Here is a 22,977-nt window from a genome sequence, read left to right as displayed (position 1 = left end):
GGGCCTCAGGGCAAGCAGGGCCCGGTGGGCGCACAAGGCCCGCGCGGCGAACAAGGTCCGCCCGGCCGCCTGCCCTCCTTCGAGGAAATCCTTCCATGGCTGGAGACGATTTTCGACGCATGGGAAGAGCATCGCCGGAAGCGCGAGCAGGAAGCGAAAGAGCGCGAGGAGCAGGAAGCCGCCTCCCGCCATGCCGCGGCCCTCGCGGCAGGCGCGCTCGACGACGACAGCGATGACGGCGACGATCATCACAAGAAGAAAAAGAAGCATCGCAAGGACAGGAAGTAACAACGGCGCTGGAAGCGGAGCTCGCGACAACAAACAAAAGGCCGGACTCATGTCCGGCCTTTTTCCTTGAGCAAGCGCTATAGTTGCGCGTCTTACTTCAGCGTGATCGCAAGTCCGCTGAGGTCCGCGTTCGCCATCAATCCGACCTGACGGCCGGACAGTTCGAGCACCGCGCCCTTCTGGTTCGTGAGAACGATGGCGCGTGCGCCGCCGCCAACGGCGATGCCAGCGCCCGCGGCGCCATAGACGCCAGCCACATCCGAGGGACGATTGATGTTGCTCACCCGGCCGCGCAGCACCGTCTTCGATCCGCCGAACACCAGACCGTAGTCGATTCCGCCGGTGGACAGCGGATAGGACCTGCCGCGGAAATTGAGCGTGCCGCTGCCGCCCGATCCGCCGATGAACCATCCGGCCTTGTAGATGACGAGCGACACGGTGCCGCTGTCGGCATGGGCGGATGACAGACCGGCTCCGATGAGCGCCGTCACAGCGATCAGCGCGGCGCGAATGGCAGATGACAAACGCATGATGGATTCTCCGGATTGGTGTGAGCAAGGCATGCGAGCAGCGGATGCTGCGAACGGATCGACAAAGCCGAATCAAGTCTAGCGCATGCGGAAGATTCGTAAAACGCCAATGACGCAAGAGGAACCCTGAAGACGCATGATTGATCAACAGATTCGGCGTCGCTTTGCATATCGCGGCGCCGATTTCTGTTGTTTAATCGATTCGGGCTTCACAATGACCGAAAGGGGTTCCTGTGAATCGAGTCGAATGGGATTTGCACGCGGCGAAGTTCGAGTCGCTGGTGTGCGATATCGTGACGGACGAGACGAGCGGACAGATGCCACGCTTCGTCGCTGCGGCCTGCCGCTCCAGGAAAAATCTTGAGCTGGTCGATCTCGGTTGCGGGGTCGGCAGCTTCGTCAAGAAATTCGGACACCGCTTCGACCGGATCACCGGAATCGATTTCGCGCCGCGTATCGTCGCACGCGCGAAGAAGCGATGCGCGAACCTCCCGAACGCAAAATGGCTCGCGATGGATGTATGCGAGTCCGCGAAAGTCCTCGGCACCGTCGCCGACCTGACAGTTTGTCTGAACGTCATCACCTCGCCGCGCCAGGCCAAGCGCGATGCACTGTGGTCGACCATGGCCGATGTCACCAAGCCAGAAGGCTTTGCGCTGGTGGTGGTGCCGTCGATGGAATCGCAATTGATGGTCAACAAGCTCGGCGCGTCGGCGGACAAGATCAAGGCCGGTGGCCTCGTCCATCGTGACGGCGTCTGGCAGAAATTTTACGAGCGCGACGAATTGATCTCCACCGTGTCCGGAACAGGCTTCGAGATCACGCGGATAGCCAGGGTGTATTACCCCTGGTCGGTGGATGGTCTGCGCAAACCCCGGCTGTCAAAGAAGCTGCCGTGGGACTGGGGCTTCCTGGCGCAGCGCGCAGCGTGACGCGCGGCATCACCCTCCGCGCGGACATTCCTTATAGCCGAACTCATCGATGATCCGCGCGCCGGAGATCGTGCTGAACTCCAGCCTCGTGAGGTAGCCTTTCTCGACGACGTACTGCCGCAGCCTTCCGTTGTAGGCATTCAGCATCCGCTGGGTCGAACCGGCGTTGATGACGTACCTGTTGGGCCCGCGGCCATGACCGGCATGAAACAGCAGCCGCGCGCTGCGCTCGACGCAAACATTGCGCACGCCGAGAAACAGCGTGCAGTTCGACTGGCAATGACCTCGGATACGAAACAGTTCGCCGCTGGCGTTGGCCTGATCGATCGCCGGCTGGAATTTCTCGATCCAGCCGCCCATGGCGAAGCGATCCGATGTGTCAGCTTCGGCGACGGACATGGCACCAGTCAGCAGCGAAAGGACGAACAGCAGCGGTACGGCGACACGTTTCATCAAATGCCTCCCGGCGGGCGCGGTCTTGCGTAAGGTTAACTTGTAGCAAGCTGGCAGCAAAGCCATTGCGAAGCTCAACAGCAAGGCATAGTTTTTATTTCAGACATTGAACGCACGGCGTTGAGTCGGCGTCCAACTGCCATACAGTCGACCGGAAGGATCATGACAATGTTGGCGGAAATCTTTCTATTGAAGCTTGAAGCTTTGCTGCGGGTAGCAGCGTTCGACCGCCGCGCAAGCGATCCCCGGTTCGTGCCGATCGCTATTCCGCGCTCCTGAAGCACTTCGCAACGCAAAAGAAAACGGGCCGGCGAAAGCTGGCCCGTTTTGCGTTTAGCCAAACCGTGCCCGGCTCCGCTCCCTTGCTTTCTCCGCTTCGACGTCGCGGTCGCGCGCAGGCGCGTGGGTGTGCAGCGACGTCAGCAGTTTGCGCGCGCTGGCGGAAACTTCAGCGACGGCCCGGTGGAACGCTTCTTCATTCGCCTTCGACGGCGCGTTGAAGCCGGACAGCTTGCGCACGAACTGCAAGACCGACGCGTGGATTTCGTCATCGGTGGCGGGCGGCTCGAAGTTGAACAGCGTTTTGATGTTGCGGCACATGATGCTTCTTCCCCTCACGCCCGGCGCGGGCCTACATCTCACTTAATTCCCGGCGGTGAGCCGCGCAAATTTGGGGAGTCCCATCGCAGCCAGCCCGATTTCTCCTGCGATCCCGGGCGGTTCCATCGAGTTCCAATTCGCGAGTTCCATGAACAGGTTATCCCGGAAATTAAGGTTCTGTTAACCATATCGGCTCACCCTTTACCCGGGCTGAGATCGGAGAACCTTGGAGATAGTCTGCGTCCCTGACAGGTGCAGCATTGGTCAGGAGGTCTCGATGACTCAGGAAATGCACATACGCGCATCGGGGCTATTGCCGGATGCGCCGGCCGTGGCACCGGACCAGGTGGTCCCGCTGCTCATCGGCGCCACAGTCCAGGAAATCGAACGCGAACTTGTTTTGCAAACGCTCGCGCGCTGCGACGGCAACCGCACCCACGCGGCCCGAATTCTCGGAGTCTCGGTGCGCACGCTGCGCAACAAGATCCGGCAGTATTCGGCGGACGGCGCCGAGGTGCCGGCGCATCACTAAGGGCCTGGCTGGTCCAAGATTATGCCAGACGAAAAGCTGGAATTCGCGCGGTCGTGTTTACTGTTTGATGGACGGGAATGATCAGGTTACGGTTCCCTCACAGGAACCTGATCATGACCCGACTGCTCGCCAGAACCTTTGCCGTCCGTGCGGCCATCGCCGTGCTCCCCGCCTCGGCGGTGCATGCGGCCGGCACGCCGGAGCAGCGCTGGGCCTGCCGCAAGGATGCGATAAAATTCTGCCAGGAGTCTGTCCCGGACGTGAAACGCATCACCGCCTGCATGCAGAAGAACGTCAGAAAGCTTGGTCCACTCTGCCAAACGCAGTTCAGGTAGGAACGCGGCAGAAACCATGCACATTCCCGCGACGCTGGATCAGGCCCGCAGCACCCTTGCCGTGATGCTCGGCATTGCCGCCACCGAGGGATCGCCAACCACGATCGACCATGAGACCATCGCCGCGGCCACGCGTTTCATTTTTCATCTCGAGCCGCAGTTCGGTCTCGCAGGGCTGACACCGCTCAGTCCCTACCGGCAGGCCGAACTCTCTGACGACCCTGCCCTCGCCGCGCAGGCCGCGAGCTTCGCCGCGGTCATGGCGTTCGTCGATGGGACGATCAATCCCGCGAAGCTGAGCGGCGTCGTGAAGCTTGCGGACTTACTCCGCGTCAAGGACGAGTTTGTCCATGACCTCGCGCGGATCGCGCTGGGCGATCTGAAGGACGCCAAGACCCACATGCTCCAGGCCAATCTCGAGAGCGTGACAGGCCGCGCATGGGCGATCGCCGAAATGGGCCCGTGGCTGCAGCCTTACGACGCGGAGCCCGACCCCGCGCTGGCGACACGGTTTCATGCGCTGGCGCGGTTGCCGGAGAACACCTTCGGGCACGCGTTTGCGATCTTCTATCAAGCCAACGGCTACGCCTATCCCGGCGAGCCGACCGCGCTCAATTTCGAATTCGCCGTGCCGCACGATTCCACGCACATTCTCGCCGGTTACGATACATCGCCGCGCGGCGAACTGCTGACATCGACGCTTACGTCGACCATGCATCGCGCTCATGCGATGTCGGGACACGTGCTGCCGGTGATCCTGAGCTGGCATCTCGGCATCCCGCTCAATGATGTCGCGGGCTCCGCCACCGGCGCCTTCGAGCCGGAGGAATTCTTCTACGCCTGGGCGCGCGGCGAGGACACGACGGCCGATCTGTTCGCGCCGGAATGGGATTTCTGGTCGGCTGCGATCCAACCGATCGACGCGGTGCGTGAAGCGGTGGGATTGTTCGTCGCGACCGACTGAATAGCCGGATCGCCCTTGTTCTTCCATCCGCTTCCCTCACGGCCCGAAATTACTCTGGCTTTGCAACGCGATGCGACTCGTAGGAGAGCAGACCCATGACGAAAATCAGCCGGTCCAACGTCGTCGCGGCGCTGCTCTCGTTCAATGGCGGCTTCGTCGATACCGCCGGCTTCCTCGGTCTGGCCGGACTTTTCACGGCGCACGTCACCGGAAACTTCGTCACGCTCGGCGCGGCGCTGGTCCACGGCAGCCACGGCATCGTCGGCAAGATCCTGGCGCTGCCCGAATTCGTCGCGGTGATCGCGCTGGCCCGGCTCGCAGGCATTGCGCTGCGTGCGCACAACCTGCCCGCGATGCAAATACTGCTCGGGGTGAAGGTCGCATGTCTGCTGGCCTTCTTTCTTCTCGCCGTGCGCTACGGTCCGTTTCCGGACGCCAACACGCCGATGGCGCTGCTGACCGGGTTTGCCGGCGTCGCCGCGATGGCGATGCAGAATGCCGTGCAGCGCGTGCATATGGCCAGCCTGCCGCCGTCCACCATGATGACCGGCTCCACCGTGCAGGTCACACTGGACGCCGTCGATCTCATCACCGGCACCAAGCCCGAAGATCGTGTGCCGGTGAAAACCCGTTTTAGCCGCCTCGCGCTTGCGATCTGCTTCTTCGCGTCCGGCTGCGCGGTCGCCGCCGTGATGTATGTCTATGTCGGCTTCTGGTGTCTGGCGCTCTCGGTCACCGTCGGTTTCGCCGCCGCAGTGATCCGCATCGAGGAAACGCGCCCGGCATAAACCCGCCGCGACCTCGATGCTGCGTTGCATCGTGCCTCAACTATGTGCTGGAAGAATTTCGCGCCTCGCGCGGGTGTGTCTGGACGCCTTCAGATGACCGTCCGAAACTCCTGACGATTCTGATCGCGGAGGATCGCATGAGGTGGCCGCTTCGCCTTGCCCTGATGATTCCGCTGACGCTGTCTGCCGCTATGGCCTTCGCGGTCGATCGCGGACAATTCGGCGATGTCCCCGAACACATCCGCAAATGGTTCAAGGATGCGCGCAGTCCGACGGGTGTGCCGTGCTGCGACGTGTCGGATGGACATCGCACCGACTACGATGTGCGCAGCGGCAACTACTGGGTACCGATCGAAGGCACCTGGTGGATGGTGCCGGAGAAGGCGATCATCCGCACCGGCGGCAATCCCACCGGCGGCGCGGTGGTGTGGTACGTCACCATACGCGGCAACATCGAGATTACATGCTTCGTGCCGGCGGACGGGTCGTGAGTGGTGTGATGAAAGTCGTCATCCTGGTGCAAGTACCTGCGAGCCTCGAAGAAGGATGACGGCAACGCCATCCTTCGAAGCTCGCCGCAAATGCGGCTCGCACCTCAGGATGACTAAGTCCCTACGCCCTGCCCGGATAACTCACCGCCATGCCGGCACGCACATCCTGCTGCACGCCATACTGGGCGAACGGATAACGGAAGCCGTTCTTCGACAGCGCCTTCATGCCGGCGATGGCGCTGATGAGATATTCCGGCGGCGTCGCCATCAGCATTTCCTCATCCAGCACGCCGCCATAACGGCGCTCGGCGAAACACGGGATCGACAGGCTTGGCAATCGTGTGGTCAGCGCGCGGCCCCATGAATCCGCGCAAGCGGATTCACCGACCACGCTCCAGTCGAACCGCTTGTAGCCGGACCATTGCAATCCGTTGATAAAATAGATCATCGCGCCGGGCGTCGCGTAGAACAGCGCGATGTCGGGCGGATCGAGCTTGCCTGACGACAGCGGCCCGACCGCGAGCGCGTCGTACTTCCCGTCCGGCACGCAATGCATCGCTTCCTGGTGCGCCTGCGCATCCTGCTGCGTCGAGAACCAGACGCCGGTCATGTGTTGACCGGACTGCCAGGTCTCGGTCTTGGCGCCGCCGAGACCAACCACCGCGCGGCACTGCGCACCGACCAGATCGTCGCTGGTGATGCCCACCGTCCAGCCGATCCGCGCCGCCTGCGCCACGATCTGATCCAGCGTATGGACCGATTGCGGCCGGCGGATTTTCGGAATCGCCTCCATGTCCTCGCGCCGCGCGAACATCTTCATGCCGAATGGGATCGAACGCAGCTTCAGCAGCGAGTCGAGGTCGCCAACGATCGCAGGCCAGTCATAGGTCATCGCGTTTCTCCCGGATGTTTCTTGTTGTTGATGAAGCTAAGGCATTTTCGTCGGAAGTAAGAGCCAAAAGAAAACCCGGAACGCGATGAGCGGTCCGGGCTTGATTGCAGTTCGTCATTCCGGGACGCGCTTTTGCGCGGACCCGGAATCCAGGGAGCGTCAGCTTCTCATAAATTCTGAATTCCGGGTTCGCTCGCTGTGCTCGCGCTCCGGAATGACAGCCGACGCGCCTAGTGTCCGTCTTCCAGTCCACCCATGTGCTTTTGCGAGTAGAGTTCGACACCGATCTTCTTGACCAGGTCGATCTGGGTTTCGAGGAAGTCGATGTGGCCTTCCTCGTCCTTCATCAGGCTCTCGAACAGATCGCGCGAGACGTAGTCCTTCGCACTATGGCAGTGGGTCGCGGCCTTCTCATAAAGCTCGCGCGCCGCATACTCGGCCTTGAGGTCGCAATCCAGAATTTCCTTCACATTCTGGCCGATGTGCAGCGGATCGAGCACCTGCAGGTTCGGGAAGCCGTCAAGGAAGATGATGCGGTCGATAAGTTTGTCGGCGTGCTCCATTTCCTCGATGGATTCCTTGCGCCACTTCTTGGCGAGATCCTTCAGGCCCCAGTTTTCCAGCATCCGGTAGTGAAGCCAGAACTGGCTGACGGCGGTCAGTTCGCTGCGCAGCGCCTTGTTCAGGAACTCTATAACCTTCGCGTCGCCCTTCATGATGCACTCCATTGCAAGGCCATCGCTAAACGGCCCACATTCAATTTAGAAACGTTCTAAATCAGATTACAGGCAAGCACAACCCCGGCCGAAAGGACCGGGGCAGACTGGGAAAACTTGAATGAGTGAAGGTGTCTAGCAGGCGGCCTGGGCCAGAAGGACCACCGGCTGCTGATCTTCGTTTGCCGCTTCATGCTGGCTGTGGGGGCATCCAGAGCAGCAAGCCTTGGCGCAGGCACCCAGCGCTTCGTCCATGATCTTCTTGATGGTTCGCGCGCAACGGCCACACTCGGCGCTACAGCCCAGGCAGCCGTAGACCTGCCCAGCCGTGCGCGGAAAATCCTTGGCTTGGGTCACAACGTTGCGCACGTCGTGGTCAGTCAGGACGTTGCAGGAACAAACAATCATGGACTGCCGGGAAAACCTGTGAGGACCATTGGTCCACAGGTATTGGACCGAGGCCCCGTATGCAAAAGGAAAACAGCCACTTTTAAGTTATTCCAAACTGGCTCGATCTTCATGTCTGTATTTGGAATCGATCTAAACTGGACTTTGAGAAGAGCCCCGCATTCTGGACGGTTTGCGAAGCAAGCCGATCCGGAATCCAGATGAGTTCATCGTTATTTCTCCGAAATTCCGGGTCCGCTCGCCGGAACCCGCGCCCCGGAATGACCGTGCTGCACGACGCGGCGGATTGGGTTAAACGATAGTATTGCAAGAACAGGAGCATGGCGTGGCGCATATCGGACCTGACGATCTCGGCATCATCTATGCCCCACCCACCGACCGCGTAATTGCGAAGCAACTGCCGCGCATCGACCGCCACGCCGCCAACTTCATCGGCCTGTCACCATTCTGCGTGCTGGCGACGGCCGGTCCCGACGGAACCGTCGATGCCTCCCCGCGCGGCGGCAATCCCGGCTTCGTCCGCATTGAGGGCGAGACACGCCTGCTGATGCCGGACCGTCCTGGCAACAACCGCATAGACAGCTTCCGCAACGTCCTGTCAGGCAGTGGCTATGTGCAACTGATCTTCTTCGTGCCGGGCCTCGATGAAACGCTGCGCGTCGGCGGCAATGCAACGCTTTCGGCGGATGCGGACCTGCTGGCCAGCATGATTGAGTTCGGCAAGCTGCCCCGCGCAGTGCTCGATATCGCCGTGCGCGAGGTCTATTTCCACTGCGGCAAGGCGCTGATGCGTTCGAAGCTCTGGTCGCCGGATTCGCGCGTCGCGCGCTCCGCTCAGCCGAGCATCAGCGAAGTCATTCACGAGCAGACCGGCCAAGGCACACCCGAAACCCAGGAAGCCGTCGAAGCGCGCTACAAAACGCAGCTCTGAGCCCAACCACTTACACATCGAAAGCCCCCATGGAAAAGCTACTGCCGCTCGCGGAAAAAATCGCCGTGTCCCTGATCGCGCGAAAAGAAACCATCGCCGTTGCAGAGTCCTCCACCGGCGGATTGATCTCGGCGGCGCTGCTCGCGGTGCCCGGCGCATCGGCCTACTATCGCGGCGGCGGCGTGATCTACACGCCGCGTGCGCGGGCGGCGTTGGTAAACATCACGAAAGAAGAGATGGAAGCCATCGGCATGCGCGGCGCGACCGAGCCCTATGCCACCCTGCTGGCAAACCGTGCGCGCGAATTGCTCAACACGACGTGGGGCCTGAGCGAAACCGGCGCGACAGGCCCGTCAGGTAATCGCTACGGCGACGCCGCCGGACATTCATGCATGGCAGTTGCGGGACCGCTCGCGCGCGTGATTACACTCGAAACCGGCAACAGCGATCGCATTGCCAACATGCGTGCCTTCGCGCTTTGTGCGCTCGAACTGTTCGCGGAGACGATGGACGCCGCACACTGAATTAAACTGCATCGAATCGCGATCATGCGAAATATCCAGCATTCACCGGAAGATTTTGGCTCTCGCGGTTCCGGAATTAACTACGGAACCCGCTTCACCTTTCGTGAGCGAATGTTACGGGGGGCAAAAACAGCATTGTTTTTGCGGAACAAATCCGCGTCCTAAACCTTAACAAAGGGTAGCGCCCCATTTTCCAGATTTGTTAACCCAACCCATCGCATTTTGGTCACATATGGCACGTACGTCCCCGCCATCACCCACGCTTATTTGAAGTGAGAAAAATGCGAAAATTGCCAATCGCGATTGCATCTGTTGTTGCCACGTTGGCAATTGCCGTGAGTGCGCCAGCTTATGCCCAGGATTTCACTGCGTCCGTCGGTACTGAGGCCGCCGCGCCCCAGAAGAAGGTTTCGATGTTTCAGTCGGCGATGAGCGAAGTCGCCATCATGCGCTATCGCGCGGCGCTGAAGCTGCGCGCCGAGCAGGCGAAGTACTGGCCCGCCGTCGCCAGCGCGCTGCGCGTTCTCGCGCGCGAGCCACAGGTCAACGAAGCAGCCGTTCGCCGCTTTGCGCCTGCCGCGTCCGCGCTGTTCGCAAGTCTCGATGAGGACCAGAAGCGCACCGCGATGGGCCTCGTGCAGAAAGCCGGTCTCCAACAGTACGCTTCGCTGTTCTGATTGTCGGGCACGCGGATTGTTCTCGCGGCTCTCGAAAATTCCAGCGGCGCTTCGCTTTCGCGAGGCGCCGTTTTTCTTGCGCCGCACCTGATCGTGGCGGAAATCCGGCCCCGCCATTCAGTTCCCGTTCAATGCAACCGTGCAACTTTCGCCGCCGGGACCCGTTATCTTGAGGGTCACAACGACGAAAGGTGAAAGCCATGAAGAAGATCGGCGTTAGGAAGATCGTCTTGGCGGTTGCCGCTGCCGCCACTGTCGCAGTCACCGCCCTCGCAGCCCCGGCACCGGCCGAAGCGCGCGGCGGACGTGTCGCAGCCGGCGTGGGCCTCGGCATCCTCGGCGGTGCCATCGCAGGCGCGGCGATTGCCAACAGCGGCGGTTACTACGGCCCGGGCTACGGCTATTACGGCGCCGGCCCGGTCTATTACGGTGGCGCCCCCTGCTACTGGCAGCGTGAGCGCTTCTGGGACGGCTACGGCTGGCGCGTCCGCCGTGTTCAGGTTTGTAACTGACACAACTGATCGCCGGGTGGCCATTTTTTAGCCGTCCCGGCTTGGAAGAAAGTAACGCTCCGGACGGCAAAAGCCGCTCCGGGGCATTTTTTGTAAAGGTCCGGGCGCCAGAATCCGCTATATTGGCACCGGGACAATCGCTGAATCGCCGGTGGGGGATGACGCCGGTACTTTCTAACAGGGGTCAAATCGGGCTATCTTGAGTTCCGACATTGGATCCTTACAGACCAATCGCCTTGCGCCAGGCTCTGGCGTGATCTGAGGAGAAACAAACATGAAGAAGGTTCTTTCGGCGTTCCTCGCGGTCGCAACGATCGCTGGTTCGCTTGCTACCGCGATGCCTGCCGCCAAGGCTGACGGCGGCCGTGTGGCTGCCGGCGTCGGCCTTGGCCTTCTGGGCGGCGCGATTATCGGCGGCGCGATCGCCAACAGCCGCCCGGCTTACGGCTATGGCTACGCACCTGGCCCAGTGTACGTCGAAGAGCCCGCCTGCCGCCTCGTGCGCGAGCGTTTCTGGGACGGTTACGGCTGGCGCGTTCGCCGCGTTCAGGTTTGCGATTGATCTGAACGTCTCACGATTGCTTCGTGAGACATGAGTTTCAAAACCCGGCCTCGCGGCCGGGTTTTTGTTTTCCAGAGCAACAGGTCTTTCTCATCTCGCCGCAAGGACGATCACCTCATCCTGAGGTGAGATCTCTTGCGAGCCTCGAAGGATGACGATCCAGGATGCCGCGGTCACCCTTCGAGGCCTTCGCTCCGCTACGGCTCCTCGGGTGACGGCTCTCTCGTAAAGAGATTACCGTCCTGCGCTCATCGCACGCAGCACCTCCGCGCTCGGCCAGCAATCGACCTTCAGGCCTGCCCGCTTCTGATACGCGCCGAGCGCCGCGCGGGTCTGCATCCCCGCTTTGCCGTCCAGTTTTGACGAATAGAGACCGACGCGCGTCAGATGCTTCTGCATCGCCTCGACATCGGCACTACGCAACTGCGTGGACGCCGACCACGGCGTAGCAAAGGATTGACCGCCCGCCATGCGGTCGGCGAGATGGCCGACAAACAGCACATAGAGATCGGAAAAATTATATTCCTTGATGACGAAGTAGTTCTTCGTCGTGAGGAATGCCGGGCCGTAAATTCCCTCCGGCTGCAACAGTGACGCCTCCTGCGCCTGCTCGGCGGCGCTGAGACGCAGGCCGCGCACCGGCAAGAAACCCTGGCGCAGCCATTCGGATATTGGCTTGGTTACTTCCGGCACGCCCTGCGAGCAATCGGCATTGGCCGGCGCGCGGACTTCGTAGGCCCAGCGCAAGCCCGCCTGCCAGCCCTTGTTCTTCAACTGCTGCGCCGCGGAGGCGAGCGCATCCGGCACAGACGTCCAGATGTTGATATGGCCGTCGCCGTCGAAATCGACGCCATGCTTGTGAAGCTCCGATGGCAGGAACTGCGTCAGTCCCGTCGCACCGCCCCATGACGTGCGCAGATCCTTGCGCGTCACATCGCCGTTCTGGATCAGCTTCAGCGCCTCGATGAATTCACCACGGTACTGATCCTTGCGGCGCCCGACATAAGCCTGCGTCGCCAGTACACGCAGGCCGTCATACGGCAAGGCGTAGCGGCCATAATCGGTCTCGCGGCCCCAGATCGCCAGAATGATCGTGCCAGGGACGCCGAAGCGCTGCTCGATAGCCTTCAGCGTCGCGGCATGCTGCTGCATCAGGGTGCGGCCGTGGGCGGCAAGGCGTGCGATGCTCGCCTCTTTCAGATAATCCGCCGGCACCTGCACGAACTCGGCCTGCGACGGCGCGCCGGTCGATGGACGGCCGGGCAGCAGCAGATCCGGCAATTTGTAATCCGGCTCCAGCCCGCGCGTTTGCGCGTCAAAGGTCGCGCGCGCGATACCTGTTTTTTGAGCCTCCGGCCACAGCGAGGCGATGAACTGCGTGAATGCGGCGTCAGCGGCGAAAGTCGGCTGCGCCAGTGTCATTGCGAGAAGCATCGCGACGAAGCAATCCAGCCCTCGCTTGATGATCGCTCCGTCCGTGTTTCGCTTCGCTCGCAATGACTTTGTCTCTCACGCTAGGGCATCAATGCTTGCCGTGTCCGTTATGTGAACCACCGTTCGGCACGAACACCGGGCCGTTCGAGATGCGATCGACGTAGGCGATGCCGATGGCCGAGACGATGAACATGCCGTGAATGATGGTCTGCCACATCACGCCCGCTTCGGTGTAATTCGTGGTGCGGCCCGCGCCGCCGAGGTTGCCTGCCTCGATGAAGGTCCGCAGCAGGTGGATTGACGAGATGCCGATGATCGCCATCGCGAGCTTGATCTTGAGTACGCTGGCGTTGACATGGCTGAGCCATTCCGGCTCGTCGGGATGGCCCTGCAAATTGAGCCGCGACACGAAAGTCTCGTAACCGCCGACGATCACCATCACCAGAAGATTGGAGATCATTACCACGTCGATCAGACCAAGCACCACGAGCATGATCTGCTGTTCGGAAAAGTCGAATGAATGGATGATGAGGTGCCAGAGTTCCTTCAGAAACAGGACGACATAGACGCCCTGGGCGACGATCAGCCCGACATAGAGCGGCAATTGCAGCCAGCGTGACCCGAAGATCAGCATCGGGATCGGGCGCAGCGCGAGGTCGGCACGCGTCGGCAACGGGGTTTCGGGCGTCATGGTCATCTCGGGAGTGCTCCGGCTGGCGATCGTCTCACGGCTGTCAGCTAAGGAACATGTCAGATTCTGTCGAGCCATGCTGTAGCGGCGTTTAACCGCAGCGGATTTTCCGATTCGACATCATCGCGTCAGATTTGCGAGGCTGCGGCGCTACTTGACGATCACGATGAAAATCCGCGGGAACCGCAGCAGCACCTTGCCGTCGGCCTGCGGCAGATAACTCGCGGCGATACGCGCAGTGTAGGCCTCCAGAAATTCCCGGCGCTCGGGGATTTCGAGCGGATCAAGAAACGGCCGCAGTCCCGTGCCCTTGACCCATTCGACAATGGCCGGCGCGTCCTCCAGCACGTGATTGTAGACCGAATGCCAGATGTCGATGCGCCGGCACAGTGGCCGCAGCGCGTCGTAATAAACGCCCGGCTTCGGCAACTCGCCCCTCGCCTCCAGCGCGTGTGCAAGCTGGGTATGAAATTGCGGCAGGCGCGCAACCTCGCGCATCAGCACATGCGACGGCTCATCCATGTTGTCCGGCATCTGAACGGCCATCGATCCGCCATCCGGCAGCGCCATGGCGAGACGCATCAGCTGCTTGAGGTGGTTCGAAACCCACTGGAAGATCGCATTGGCGAATAGCACGTCGGTGCCGGGCGGCGGCGCCCAGTGCGAGATATTGGCCTCGATGAAGGTGTGCTGCGGCAGGCGCTCGCGGGCCTGACGCAGCATGTCCGCGGAGGTGTCGATGCCGGTGATCTTCGCCTGCGGCCAGCGCCTGGCAAGGAGTTCGGTGGAATTTCCCGGCCCGCAGCCGATGTCAACCACGCCCCGCGCGTCCTGAACCGGAATCTGCGCCAGCAGGTCACGCGCCGCCCGCGTCCGCTCGTCTTCGAACTTGAGGTATTGCTGCGCATCCCAGTCGGACATCGTGACGCTCCAACGCTCGCGCGTATTCCGCAAAAGTGGATACCAGTTTTGCGGATAGACTACGCGCCAGATATTACCGGACGCCCCTTGTACGTCACCTGCCAAACGATGGCCAGATTTGCAAAGGCTAGCAGTGTCTCTGAAGCGGCGGCATGCTCTGACGTGATTTTACGCAGGATCAATTGTGGCTTTGCCGTCGGTACAACCCGCCCACACAAAACCGTGTTCACGCAGGGTACGGACTCGTGCCTGAAGGAATTCTCGGCCTATGACTTCGAGGCGCTCTGTCGGCATCAGGAAGAAGCGGCGACGATCATTGGCATCGACGGCGCGCGCGAGCATGCCAGCGCATTCCATGTCGTCGATGTGGCGGGAGACGGTCGCCTCGGTGGCAAACTGTTCGAAATAGGTCGCGAGCTCCTTGAGTGTAATCGGCCGCCCGGTCAGCCACCGATGCGAGACGATACTGAAAATCAAATCCGCCTCGAACGCGCTCCGCCACGGACGGCGCAAGATGCCGGAGGCGACAACGGTGCGCCGGAAATCCGATCGCCACTGAACCCATGCCATATCGAAGGCAAGAACAGCCCGTTCCGCCGCATCAAGAATGCTGTCGGGGCATTCGATCAAGGACGCTGGCGATGCTGCCCCGATTGTCTCGGGTGTTAGTTTCTTGGACTCTCCGGTCATTCGCTACCTGGCCTGTTGATTCTCCACCCCGACAGCCGTAGCCGGATTCCGGCGGTAGCACTATGATTGCCGCGCGTCGCGCTTGCTACCTTCTGACGCGTTGCTGGCTCACGCCACCTCATTTCGGCGTTCTTGCCCCGTTGCCATTCCAGACAAAGCCATTTTCGCGCATGATGCGCAGCCGCGCCTGCTGAAATTCATGGCCGAGGCCCTCGAGCCGCCGCGTCGGCATCAGGAACATGCGGCGGCGGTCGTTGTCGTCGAGGCGGCGCTCGACAAGACCGCCCTTTTCCATATCGTCGATGTGGCGCGAGACCGTCGCCTCGGTCGCGATCATGCCGAAATAGGTCGTGAGTTCCTTATGCGTGATCGGCCGCCCCTTCAGCGCATGGTGCGCGACGATGCTGAAGATCATGTCGGCTTCGAACACGCTGCGCAGCGGACGTTCGAGAACGCCGCCGGTGAAAAGCTTCTTCCGGAATTCCGCCCGCCACTGGACCCATGCGACATCCATGGACAGGAGCGCACGCTCCTGCTCATTCATGCTGCTGTCGAGCGGTGCATTCACCGCGTCAGCTTCTTGTACTTCACGCGATGCGGGATCACCGAGTCCTGACCGAGACGGCGCATCTTGTCCTTCTCGTAATCCTGGAAATTGCCCTCGAACCATTCGACATGGCTGTCGCCCTCGAAGGCGAGAATGTGGGTCGCGATACGGTCGAGGAACCAGCGATCGTGGCTGATGATGACGGCGCAACCGGCGAAATCCTCCAGCGCCTCTTCGAGCGCGCGCAGCGTATCGACGTCGAGGTCGTTGGTCGGTTCGTCGAGCAGCAGGACGTTGGCGCCGGATTTCAGCATCTTGGCGAGATGCACGCGATTGCGTTCGCCGCCCGACAGCGCGCCGACCTTCTTCTGCTGGTCCGCGCCCTTGAAGTTGAACGACGAACAGTAGCCACGCGAATTCACCTCGCGCTTGCCGAGCAGGATCAGCTCGTTGCCGCCGGAGATTTCCTCCCACACGGTCTTCTTGCCATCGAGCGCGTCGCGCGACTGATCGACGTAGCCGAGATGCACGGACTCGCCCACCGTGATGGTGCCCGCGTCCGGCGTCTCCTGCTTGGTGATCATCTTGAACAACGTGGTCTTGCCCGCGCCGTTGGCGCCGATCACACCGACGATGCCGCCGGGCGGCAGCTTGAAGGTGAGATCGTCGATCAGCAGCCGTTCGTTGAAGCCTTTGCTGAGACCTTCGAAGTCCACCACGTTCTGGCCGAGTCGCTCGGCGACAGGAATGGTGATCTGCGCGGTCTGGGTCTGCTTCTCGCTGGCCTGCTTGAGCAGGTCCTCATAGCGCTGGTAGCGCGCCTTGGATTTTGCCTGACGTGCCTTCGGGGATGAGGCGATCCATTCCTGCTCGCGGGCGAGCGTCTTCTGGTGCGCGGCGTCCTCGCGGCCTTCCTGCTCTAAACGCTTCTGTTTCTGCACCAGCCACTGTGAATAGTTACCCTCGTAGGGAATGCCCTTGCCGCGATCGAGTTCGAGAATCCAGCCCGTGACGTTGTCGAGGAAGTAGCGGTCATGGGTCACGATCAGGATCGCGCCGGGATAATTGCGCAGATGGCCTTCCAGCCACGATACGGATTCCGCGTCGAGATGGTTGGTCGGTTCGTCGAGCAGCAACAGGTCTGGCTGGTCGAGCAACAGGCGGCACAGCGCCACGCGGCGGCGTTCACCGCCTGAGAGCTTGGTGACGTCGGCGTCGTCCGGCGGGCAGCGCAGCGCATCCATCGCCTGATCGACCTTGCTGTCGAGATCCCAGAGGCCCTGGGCCTCGATCTCATCCTGCAGCCTGGTCATCTCGTCGGCGGTCTCGTCGGAATAGTTCACCGCGAGATCGTTGTAGCGGTCGAGGATCGCCTTCTGCTTGGCGACGCCTTCCATAACGTTTTCGCGAACGGTCTTGGCCGGATCGAGTTGCGGCTCCTGTTCGAGGTAGCCGACCCGCGCGCCGTCGGCGACCCAAGCCTCGCCGTTATAGTCTTTGTCGAGGCCGGCCATGATCTTGAGCAGCGTCGACTTGCCCGAGCCGTTGACGCCGAGCACGCCGATCTTGGCGTCCGGATAGAACGACAGATGCACGTTATCGAGCACCTTGCGGGTCGGGTAGGCCTTGGTCAGACCCTGCATGAAGTAGACGAACTGGCGAGCCATCGTGATCCTTGGAACCGTCAGATTTGAGCGGGAATGCGCGGGGAAATTTGCTGCCGTTGATGTAGCGGCGGGAACCGCAAAGGGCAACCGCAGGGTAGGATTTTGGAAAGCCTAACGACAGGATTTTCCAGCGCTGCCGGGCCGTTGCCGCGTCAAAAACGGCTTTTTAATCGAATCCCCCACAAGCTGCAGTTTCGAACCGCGAGCAGGCGCGCCGCGACCAACAGGCAGCGTCAAGACAGCAGATCGTCGAGCAGAAGCCATGACGACGCACAGCACACCGATGACAGCCCATATCGCGGACATGTCCGCGCCCCGCACGGCCGCTTCCAGGGGATTGCTGGCCGAGATCGGCGAGTTCTGGCGCACCTTCATCAAGGCGGCCTTCAACCCCTACCACCCGGAACGGCACTATATGCGCGGCCCGGGCCCGGCCTGTGCGGCCAAACAGGCCCGTCGCGGCTGACCGGTTTCAGCTAGACTGCGGATACCATAACGGTACCGGCCGACCCGGCCCAATTTGCCTCGTCTTGCAGACCGCGAGCGAACCGATGAACCGCATCCTGTATGTTTTGATCGGCGGCGGCGTTGCCATCGCGATGGCATCGGCCTTCTTCGCCAGACAAGATCTTGGAAAAATCAGCGAGAGGGATGTTGCTTTGGCCGCCGTATCCATCGCGATCCTCGCTGGCGCGGCTTTCGTCCTGACGCAGACCCGCTGGGGCCGCAGGCTCAGTTGGCGCAGCAAAAGAAAGCTCAATGAACAGGACGCGGAGGTGCGCGCCAATGCGCGCACGAAGGGCGAAGTGCGAACGCCGCCACTGAGTTGACAAGCCATTGCGCGCGCCGCTCAGGCGCGGCACCATTCCCGGATACCAAATTCAGAACGAAGAAGATCAACCTGAATGCCCCTGCGCTGCGCGATCCTCGACGACTACCAGAATGTCGCCCTGACATTCGCCGACTGGTCCCCGCTCAGGGACAAGATCGAAACCACCGTTTTCAACAAGCCGTTCGCGTCAAGCGACGAGACCGTGCGCGCCTTGCAGGATTTCGAGATCGTCTGCGCCATGCGCGAGCGCACGCCCTTCAGCCGCGAGGTGCTGACCGCGCTGCCAAAGCTGAAACTGCTGCTGACCTCGGGCATGCGCAATGCATCGTTCGATCTTGAGGCCGCGAAGGAGCGCGGCATCACGGTGTGTGGAACCGGCGGAGCCGGCAACGCCACCGTGGGGATCACCATTGGCCTGATGCTGGAACTGACCCGCAAGATCGGCTTCGAGAACGCCCGCATGCATGCGGGCGAGCCATGGCAGACCACCATGGGACAGGATGTCGAGGGCATGACGCTCGGCATTGTCGGGCTCGGTAAACTTGGAACCAAGGTGGCATCGGTCGCCAAAGCGCTTGGCATGAAAGTGATCGCCTGGAGCCAGAACCTGACGCCAGAGGCCTGCGCCGCCGCGGGCGTGAGCTACGCCAGCAAGGACGAACTGTTCGCCACCGCCGACATTGTCACCATTCACGTCATCCTGAGCAGACGCACGCGCGGGCTGGTCACGCGCGCCGATCTCGAGCGCATGAAGCCCACCAGCTATCTGGTCAACGCAGCGCGTGGACCGATCGTGGATGAAACCGCGCTGCTGGATGCGCTTCAGCGCAAGGCGATCGCGGGCGCGGGCCTCGACACGTTCTCGCAGGAGCCGCTGCCGCTCGATCATCCGCTGCGCAAGCTCGACAATGTCGTGCTCACGCCGCATCTCGGCTATGTCACCGAGAACAACTACCGGAAGTATTACGGCGATATGGTCGAGGACATCGCCGCGTGGCTCAAGGGCGCGCCGGTGCGGATGATGACGTAACACCGTGCAACAAAAAACCCGGCAGCGCGGACAAGTTTACGCAGTCTGCGCAAGGCAGACTGCTATTGGCCGGGCCTTTGCATGACCTGAAATCCGGCTTAGCGGATCGTGACCGGCGCAGGCAGCGGCGGCACCGCCGTCGGTCCCTGATTGGGCACGCCCATCGAGGCGGTCGGACGCTGGGGAGGTACACCGTTCGCCATCGGCGCAGGAGCAGGGCCGCCCTGATACGGCTGCGCGGACGCAGTCACGGGCGGTGCAGGCGGCTTGCCGCCCGGCAGCACCACGACGCGGGTGCCGACCTTGGTGCGCTCGAACAGATCAGTGACGTCTTCGTTCAGCATGCCGATGCAGCCGGATGAAACGAACTGGCCGATGGTCGATGGCTGATTGGTGCCGTGGATACGGTACACGGTCGAACCGAGATACATCGCACGCGCGCCGAGGGGATTGCCGTCGCCGCCGGCCATGAAGCGCGGCAGGTACGGCTGGCGTTCGATCATTTCCGTCGGCGGATGCCAATCCGGCCATTCCGCCTTGCGGGTGATTTTCTGCACGCCGGTCCAGGTGAAGCCGTCGCGGCCGACACGCACGCCATAACGGATCGCTCGGCCATTGCCGAGAATATAATAGAGTTGCGTATTCGGGGTATCGACGATGATCGTGCCCGCCGGCTCCTTGGTCGGATAGTTCACTTCCTGCCGGCGCAGACGCTCAGGCAGTTCCTTGCGCGGGCCGGTTTCCGGCTGCTCTTCCGGCGGCAAGGCCGCCATCACCGAACGGCCATTGGCACCCATCGCCGTTCCCTGCCCCTGCGGCTGAACCGCGCCGGTCGAACCGCCATCGACCGCGCCGGGTGGACGCATCGGGCCGTCGCCGTTCTGTGGCGGGGCCGGGTCGGGATAAAGCTGTGTCGGGCCGCGCTCGCTGTAGATCGGCGCCGGACCGCGATCGGAATAGACCGTCGAGCGGCCATAACGCGGGTCATCCGGCGACATCACCGGGCCGCGCGGGTCCAGTCCCGGCTGCTGGTAGCTCTGCTGCTGCGGAGCCGGCTGCTGCTGGTAATTCGGCTGCTGCTGATAGCCCGGAGGCGACAGCGCCGTACCACGGTCATCGCCGTCAAGCCGGTCGAAATCCGGTACGCTGCGATCGTCCCGCGCGTCGTAGGGCGCAGGCTGGATCGGCTGCGAATAGCCCGGAGGCGGCGGATAGGACTGCGCCAGTGCGACAGATGCACCTGCCAGGCCGGCCACCGCGGAAACCGCAAAAGCCGTCGTGAAACACTTGGCAGAAACCTTGGAAAGCCGATTGAACATCATGCCCCTTATATAGCGCGAACCCGCCACCGTATCGTTAACGGCAGTTCGCGCAGGATAGCGGCGCATTCAAGACATTCGTTGGAAAAAAGCGCCCGGAATGGCTGACTTTTTCGCGAGATTGCAACCGGGCAACAGGTTCCCGCCAATGTGACGCCGTGCCGGGCCCCAGCCGAACTTTTTTCGGGCAAATCCGTGGCGTGCGGTATCCTTCTCAAGGGCTTGATTCGTGGCGTTTGCCCACCTTTCAGCGTTCAGTTTTTGCCTCTTCCAGCGTTCGCATGCGTTCCGTTTTGGCTCGATCACCTTCGCGCCTCCATTGCCGAAGGCAGGACACGTCACAATGCTCCCCGGATTCCGAATCCTGTTTGCGACGACCGTGCTGGCAATTTCCGTTCTGATCTTCGGCCTTGGCGCGGCCGCGCTGCTGCGCGCGGCGCACGACGAATTCGCCAGCCTGCCGTCGTGGCGGCTGGCGCAGCAGCCGATGCTGGCGCCGCAGTTCGAGATCAGCGGACCGACGCTGGCGATGCTGCGGGTCGAGGCGCTGACGGCAAAGCCGTCTCCGGACAGGACCATCCGCCAGCAGGTCATCATCCGGGACATTCCGCGCGACCCGCCGGAAACGAAGCCGGCCGAGATCGCCAGGCAGGACACCGGCAGCGCGGTCAAGGACGCCGAACAAACGCCGGCCGAACCCCCTCCGGCCGCAGAGGCCGCTGCCGCTCTGAATGCACAGGACAGCGCCGGTGTTCGGGCGGCAGAGGCACCTGTCGAGCAAACCAAACCGTCGGATATCCAAACCTCCGAAGCCAGTGCGCCCGAGACAAAGATTCAGGACGAGAAGCCTCAGGAAGTGAAGCCTCTTGAAGCGAGGCCTGTGGATGTGAAGTCCTCCGAGTTCAGGATTTCAGAAGCGAAAGCTGTCGACGCAATGTCCGAACCTCGCTTTGCCGAACCGAAGCGAGTGGACTCGAAATCATCCGAAGCGAAGCCAACTGAGACCAGATCCTCGGAGACTGAAGCCTCCGAACCACGATCGACGGAGACGGTCGCGTCTCTGGAACGATCGACAGAGGCGACGGCTTCCGCGACGATACCCCGGCCTGCGGCCAAGAAAGTCCGCCGCGTCAACTCTCTCGCCATCGCACAGCGGCGTCAGATCGCTCGCGCTCGCGCCGCCGAACGTGCGCGCGCTGAACAACAGCGCCAGCAGCAAAATGCCTTTCCGCTGTTCGGCGGCTAGGATCGCCCGGCTATGCCGGGCCGGTCGCGACCGGCGGGCCGCTCTGCTCGCCCCACTCCGCCCATGAGCCGTCATAGAGCGCGGTGTCAGCGATCCCGAGCCGGTACAGCGCCAGCGTCAGCACACCCGCCGAGACACCCGAGCCGCAACTCGTGACGATCGGCTTGTCGAGATCGACGCCCGCGCCGGAAAACGCCGCGCGCAAGTCCGCAAGCGGCTTCATCGCGCCGGTATTGGCATCGAACAGGCCCGCATAAGGCACGCTGCGGCTACCTGGAATATGTCCGCCGCGCAGACCGGGGCGCGGCTCGGGCACACTGCCTTCGAAACGCGCGCCTGGGCGCGCGTCGACCACCTGCTCGGCCTTGCTCTCAAGATTTCCGATCAACTGCTGCACGCTGCGGACGCGCCTGGCATCGAACGCCGCCTTGAACATTGCGGGCCTCGGGGTCACCGCGCTGCTATCAACCGGACGGCCCTCGGCCAGCCACTTCTTCAGGCCGCCGTCGAGCACGCGAACATTGTTGTGGCCAAACGAGAGGAACATCCACCAACCGCGCGGCGCAGCGACCCATCCACCCGCATCGTACAGCACCACGATGTCATCGTTGCCGATGCCGAGCGCTCCGATGTCGCGGCCGAACTGTTCGGCCGACGGAAACATATGCGGCAGTGCGCTCGAATGATCCGACACCGCATCGACATCGAAGAACACCGCGCCGGGAATGTGCTGCGCCAGATAGTCGTCCTTCGGCAGCGGCAGAATGCCGGGCAGCTTGAAGGTCGCATCGAGAACTTTCACGCGTGGATCGTTCAGGTGTACGGCAAGCCATTCGGTGGAAACGAGAGGATCGTGGGTCATTGTCTATTCCTGTATTTCCAATTCGCCGTCGCCCTTCAAGGCCTTCGCTGCGCTACGGCACCTCAGGGTGACGGCTTGATGCTTGTTCTGCAATCGATGGGATGGAGGTCGACGTCATCCTGAGGTGCGAGCCGTCTTCGGCAAGACTCGAAGGATGACGTGGTGACGATTAATCTTTCTTCTTCGGCTCGGCCTTTTCGACCGGACCGCCAGCGGCCTTCCATGCGGTGAAGCCGCCGCCGAGATGGGCCACCGGAGAGAGGCCCATATCCTGCGCGGTCTTGGCGGCCAGCGCCGAGCGCCAGCCCGAGGCGCACTGGAACACGAACTTCTTGTTTTCCTGAAATACCGGCTTGGCGTAAGGGCTTTCCGGATCGATCCAGAATTCCAGCATGCCGCGCGGGCAATGGAACGCGCCGGGAATGCGGCCCTCGCGCTCGATCTCGCGCGGATCGCGCAGATCGACGATCACGACTTCGCTCTGTCCCACGCCGCCTTGCGGAAAACGTTCGACGGCTTCGGCCGCGTTGATGGTCTCGATCTGAGCGTTGGCCTCGTCGAGCAGTTTCTTGTAGCCGCGGTTGATGGTGGATGGCATTCCCT

At 62.0% G+C, this 22,977-nt stretch carries 30 protein-coding genes and 1 pseudogene; 16 read left to right on the top strand and 15 right to left on the bottom strand.

What is annotated here, in order from left to right:
- Positions 1 to 288, top strand: a pseudogene (locus AC1Q6J_RS21665) (collagen-like protein); the annotation flags it as partial.
- Positions 289 to 380: 92 nt separating this feature from the next.
- On the opposite strand, the gene AC1Q6J_RS21660 reads toward AC1Q6J_RS21665, so the two are convergent.
- Positions 381 to 818 (bottom strand): hypothetical protein, encoded by a 438-nt coding sequence (locus AC1Q6J_RS21660; RefSeq protein WP_492281212.1) that lies wholly within the window; start codon positions 816 to 818, stop codon positions 381 to 383.
- Between the two features lie 233 nt (positions 819 to 1,051).
- Between AC1Q6J_RS21660 and AC1Q6J_RS21655 the strand changes: the two genes are divergently transcribed.
- Positions 1,052 to 1,750 (top strand): class I SAM-dependent methyltransferase, encoded by a 699-nt coding sequence (locus tag AC1Q6J_RS21655; protein ID WP_492281211.1) that lies wholly within the window; start codon positions 1,052 to 1,054, stop codon positions 1,748 to 1,750.
- A gap of 9 nt (positions 1,751 to 1,759) precedes the next feature.
- Here the strand turns inward: AC1Q6J_RS21655 and AC1Q6J_RS21650 are convergent, their stop codons facing one another.
- The gene (locus tag AC1Q6J_RS21650) at positions 1,760 to 2,203 is read right to left on the bottom strand and encodes a hypothetical protein (RefSeq protein ID WP_492281210.1); all 444 of its coding nucleotides are present in this window, start codon (positions 2,201 to 2,203) and stop codon (positions 1,760 to 1,762) included.
- 333 nt (positions 2,204 to 2,536) lie between these two features.
- The gene (locus AC1Q6J_RS21645; protein WP_492281209.1) at positions 2,537 to 2,803 is read right to left on the bottom strand and encodes a DUF2277 domain-containing protein; all 267 of its coding nucleotides are present in this window, start codon (positions 2,801 to 2,803) and stop codon (positions 2,537 to 2,539) included.
- Positions 2,804 to 3,080: 277 nt separating this feature from the next.
- Between AC1Q6J_RS21645 and AC1Q6J_RS21640 the strand changes: the two genes are divergently transcribed.
- The 5 genes from AC1Q6J_RS21640 to AC1Q6J_RS21620 all read left to right on the top strand — a co-directional run bounded on the left by AC1Q6J_RS21640 (position 3,081) and on the right by AC1Q6J_RS21620 (position 5,913).
- Complete coding sequence (locus AC1Q6J_RS21640) at positions 3,081 to 3,335, top strand: helix-turn-helix domain-containing protein (protein WP_492281208.1); 255 nt, start codon at positions 3,081 to 3,083, stop codon at positions 3,333 to 3,335.
- 113 nt (positions 3,336 to 3,448) lie between these two features.
- On the top strand, positions 3,449 to 3,670 hold the full coding sequence (locus AC1Q6J_RS21635; RefSeq protein ID WP_492281207.1) for a hypothetical protein: 222 nt from the start codon (positions 3,449 to 3,451) through the stop codon (positions 3,668 to 3,670).
- 16 nt (positions 3,671 to 3,686) lie between these two features.
- The gene (locus tag AC1Q6J_RS21630; protein ID WP_492281206.1) at positions 3,687 to 4,634 is read left to right on the top strand and encodes a hypothetical protein; all 948 of its coding nucleotides are present in this window, start codon (positions 3,687 to 3,689) and stop codon (positions 4,632 to 4,634) included.
- 95 nt (positions 4,635 to 4,729) lie between these two features.
- Positions 4,730 to 5,422, top strand: coding sequence for a YoaK family protein (locus AC1Q6J_RS21625; RefSeq protein WP_492281205.1), 693 nt, complete (start codon positions 4,730 to 4,732; stop codon positions 5,420 to 5,422).
- Between the two features lie 137 nt (positions 5,423 to 5,559).
- Positions 5,560 to 5,913, top strand: a complete 354-nt coding sequence (locus AC1Q6J_RS21620) for a hypothetical protein (RefSeq protein WP_492281204.1) — start codon at positions 5,560 to 5,562, stop codon at positions 5,911 to 5,913.
- Between the two features lie 121 nt (positions 5,914 to 6,034).
- On the opposite strand, the gene AC1Q6J_RS21615 is transcribed toward AC1Q6J_RS21620, so the two are convergent.
- The 3 genes from AC1Q6J_RS21615 to AC1Q6J_RS21605 all read right to left on the bottom strand — a co-directional run bounded on the left by AC1Q6J_RS21615 (position 6,035) and on the right by AC1Q6J_RS21605 (position 7,929).
- The gene (locus AC1Q6J_RS21615) at positions 6,035 to 6,805 is read right to left on the bottom strand and encodes a DUF169 domain-containing protein (RefSeq protein WP_492281203.1); all 771 of its coding nucleotides are present in this window, start codon (positions 6,803 to 6,805) and stop codon (positions 6,035 to 6,037) included.
- A 230-nt stretch (positions 6,806 to 7,035) separates the two neighbouring features.
- Positions 7,036 to 7,521, bottom strand: a complete 486-nt coding sequence (bfr, locus tag AC1Q6J_RS21610) for a bacterioferritin (protein WP_492281202.1) — start codon at positions 7,519 to 7,521, stop codon at positions 7,036 to 7,038.
- A 135-nt stretch (positions 7,522 to 7,656) separates the two neighbouring features.
- Positions 7,657 to 7,929, bottom strand: coding sequence for a (2Fe-2S)-binding protein (locus AC1Q6J_RS21605; protein ID WP_006021770.1), 273 nt, complete (start codon positions 7,927 to 7,929; stop codon positions 7,657 to 7,659).
- A gap of 325 nt (positions 7,930 to 8,254) precedes the next feature.
- On the opposite strand from AC1Q6J_RS21605, the gene AC1Q6J_RS21600 reads away from it, so the two are divergent.
- From AC1Q6J_RS21600 to AC1Q6J_RS21580, 5 genes are all read left to right on the top strand, one after another.
- The gene (locus AC1Q6J_RS21600) at positions 8,255 to 8,860 is read left to right on the top strand and encodes a pyridoxamine 5'-phosphate oxidase family protein (RefSeq protein WP_492281201.1); all 606 of its coding nucleotides are present in this window, start codon (positions 8,255 to 8,257) and stop codon (positions 8,858 to 8,860) included.
- Between the two features lie 29 nt (positions 8,861 to 8,889).
- On the top strand, positions 8,890 to 9,384 hold the full coding sequence (locus AC1Q6J_RS21595) for a CinA family protein (RefSeq protein WP_492281200.1): 495 nt from the start codon (positions 8,890 to 8,892) through the stop codon (positions 9,382 to 9,384).
- 281 nt (positions 9,385 to 9,665) lie between these two features.
- Positions 9,666 to 10,061 carry a hypothetical protein gene (locus AC1Q6J_RS21590; RefSeq protein WP_492281199.1) on the top strand — a complete coding sequence of 132 codons (396 nt, stop codon included), beginning with the start codon at positions 9,666 to 9,668 and terminating at the stop codon, positions 10,059 to 10,061.
- 200 nt (positions 10,062 to 10,261) lie between these two features.
- Complete coding sequence (locus AC1Q6J_RS21585; protein WP_492281198.1) at positions 10,262 to 10,573, top strand: hypothetical protein; 312 nt, start codon at positions 10,262 to 10,264, stop codon at positions 10,571 to 10,573.
- Positions 10,574 to 10,847: 274 nt separating this feature from the next.
- Positions 10,848 to 11,135, top strand: coding sequence for a hypothetical protein (locus tag AC1Q6J_RS21580; RefSeq protein ID WP_492281197.1), 288 nt, complete (start codon positions 10,848 to 10,850; stop codon positions 11,133 to 11,135).
- A 234-nt stretch (positions 11,136 to 11,369) separates the two neighbouring features.
- On the opposite strand, the gene AC1Q6J_RS21575 is transcribed toward AC1Q6J_RS21580, so the two are convergent.
- The 6 genes from AC1Q6J_RS21575 to ettA form a co-directional block, all read right to left on the bottom strand.
- A complete protein-coding gene (locus tag AC1Q6J_RS21575; RefSeq protein WP_492281196.1) occupies positions 11,370 to 12,569 on the bottom strand; it encodes a lytic murein transglycosylase in 1,200 nt (399 codons plus the stop codon).
- An 88-nt stretch (positions 12,570 to 12,657) separates the two neighbouring features.
- Positions 12,658 to 13,266 carry a TIGR00645 family protein gene (locus AC1Q6J_RS21570; RefSeq protein WP_492281195.1) on the bottom strand — a complete coding sequence of 203 codons (609 nt, stop codon included), beginning with the start codon at positions 13,264 to 13,266 and terminating at the stop codon, positions 12,658 to 12,660.
- Positions 13,267 to 13,410: 144 nt separating this feature from the next.
- Positions 13,411 to 14,181 (bottom strand): trans-aconitate 2-methyltransferase, encoded by a 771-nt coding sequence (gene tam, locus AC1Q6J_RS21565; RefSeq protein ID WP_492281194.1) that lies wholly within the window; start codon positions 14,179 to 14,181, stop codon positions 13,411 to 13,413.
- A gap of 168 nt (positions 14,182 to 14,349) precedes the next feature.
- The gene (locus tag AC1Q6J_RS21560; RefSeq protein ID WP_492281193.1) at positions 14,350 to 14,871 is read right to left on the bottom strand and encodes a MarR family transcriptional regulator; all 522 of its coding nucleotides are present in this window, start codon (positions 14,869 to 14,871) and stop codon (positions 14,350 to 14,352) included.
- A gap of 118 nt (positions 14,872 to 14,989) precedes the next feature.
- Complete coding sequence (locus AC1Q6J_RS21555; RefSeq protein WP_492281192.1) at positions 14,990 to 15,439, bottom strand: MarR family transcriptional regulator; 450 nt, start codon at positions 15,437 to 15,439, stop codon at positions 14,990 to 14,992.
- Positions 15,436 to 17,085 carry an energy-dependent translational throttle protein EttA gene (gene ettA / locus AC1Q6J_RS21550; RefSeq protein ID WP_492281191.1) on the bottom strand — a complete coding sequence of 550 codons (1,650 nt, stop codon included), beginning with the start codon at positions 17,083 to 17,085 and terminating at the stop codon, positions 15,436 to 15,438. The genes AC1Q6J_RS21555 and ettA overlap by 4 nt, the downstream gene beginning before the upstream one ends.
- A 262-nt stretch (positions 17,086 to 17,347) precedes the next feature.
- Here ettA and AC1Q6J_RS21545 point away from each other — a divergent pair, with 262 nt between their 5' ends.
- The 3 genes from AC1Q6J_RS21545 (at position 17,348) to AC1Q6J_RS21535 (ending at position 18,947) form a co-directional block, all read left to right on the top strand.
- Positions 17,348 to 17,551, top strand: coding sequence for a hypothetical protein (locus tag AC1Q6J_RS21545; RefSeq protein ID WP_492281190.1), 204 nt, complete (start codon positions 17,348 to 17,350; stop codon positions 17,549 to 17,551).
- A gap of 85 nt (positions 17,552 to 17,636) precedes the next feature.
- A complete protein-coding gene (locus AC1Q6J_RS21540; RefSeq protein ID WP_492281189.1) occupies positions 17,637 to 17,915 on the top strand; it encodes a hypothetical protein in 279 nt (92 codons plus the stop codon).
- A 75-nt stretch (positions 17,916 to 17,990) separates the two neighbouring features.
- The gene (locus tag AC1Q6J_RS21535) at positions 17,991 to 18,947 is read left to right on the top strand and encodes a D-2-hydroxyacid dehydrogenase family protein (RefSeq protein WP_492281188.1); all 957 of its coding nucleotides are present in this window, start codon (positions 17,991 to 17,993) and stop codon (positions 18,945 to 18,947) included.
- A 98-nt stretch (positions 18,948 to 19,045) separates the two neighbouring features.
- Here AC1Q6J_RS21535 and AC1Q6J_RS21530 read toward each other — a convergent pair whose 3' ends face one another.
- Positions 19,046 to 20,266, bottom strand: coding sequence for a L,D-transpeptidase (locus tag AC1Q6J_RS21530; RefSeq protein WP_492281215.1), 1,221 nt, complete (start codon positions 20,264 to 20,266; stop codon positions 19,046 to 19,048).
- A gap of 343 nt (positions 20,267 to 20,609) precedes the next feature.
- Between AC1Q6J_RS21530 and AC1Q6J_RS21525 the strand changes: the two genes are divergently transcribed.
- Positions 20,610 to 21,512, top strand: coding sequence for a hypothetical protein (locus AC1Q6J_RS21525; protein WP_492281187.1), 903 nt, complete (start codon positions 20,610 to 20,612; stop codon positions 21,510 to 21,512).
- 10 nt (positions 21,513 to 21,522) lie between these two features.
- Here AC1Q6J_RS21525 and sseA read toward each other — a convergent pair whose 3' ends face one another.
- Positions 21,523 to 22,374 (bottom strand): 3-mercaptopyruvate sulfurtransferase, encoded by an 852-nt coding sequence (gene sseA, locus AC1Q6J_RS21520; protein ID WP_492281186.1) that lies wholly within the window; start codon positions 22,372 to 22,374, stop codon positions 21,523 to 21,525.
- Positions 22,375 to 22,543: 169 nt separating this feature from the next.
- A complete protein-coding gene (locus tag AC1Q6J_RS21515; protein ID WP_492281185.1) occupies positions 22,544 to 22,972 on the bottom strand; it encodes a rhodanese-like domain-containing protein in 429 nt (142 codons plus the stop codon).
- Positions 22,973 to 22,977 lie beyond the last annotated feature (5 nt).

The sequence above is a fragment of the Afipia sp. MLSD5-FHT05B12 genome (assembly GCF_058793355.1).
This window is presented reverse-complemented; position numbering and strand designations above follow the sequence as displayed.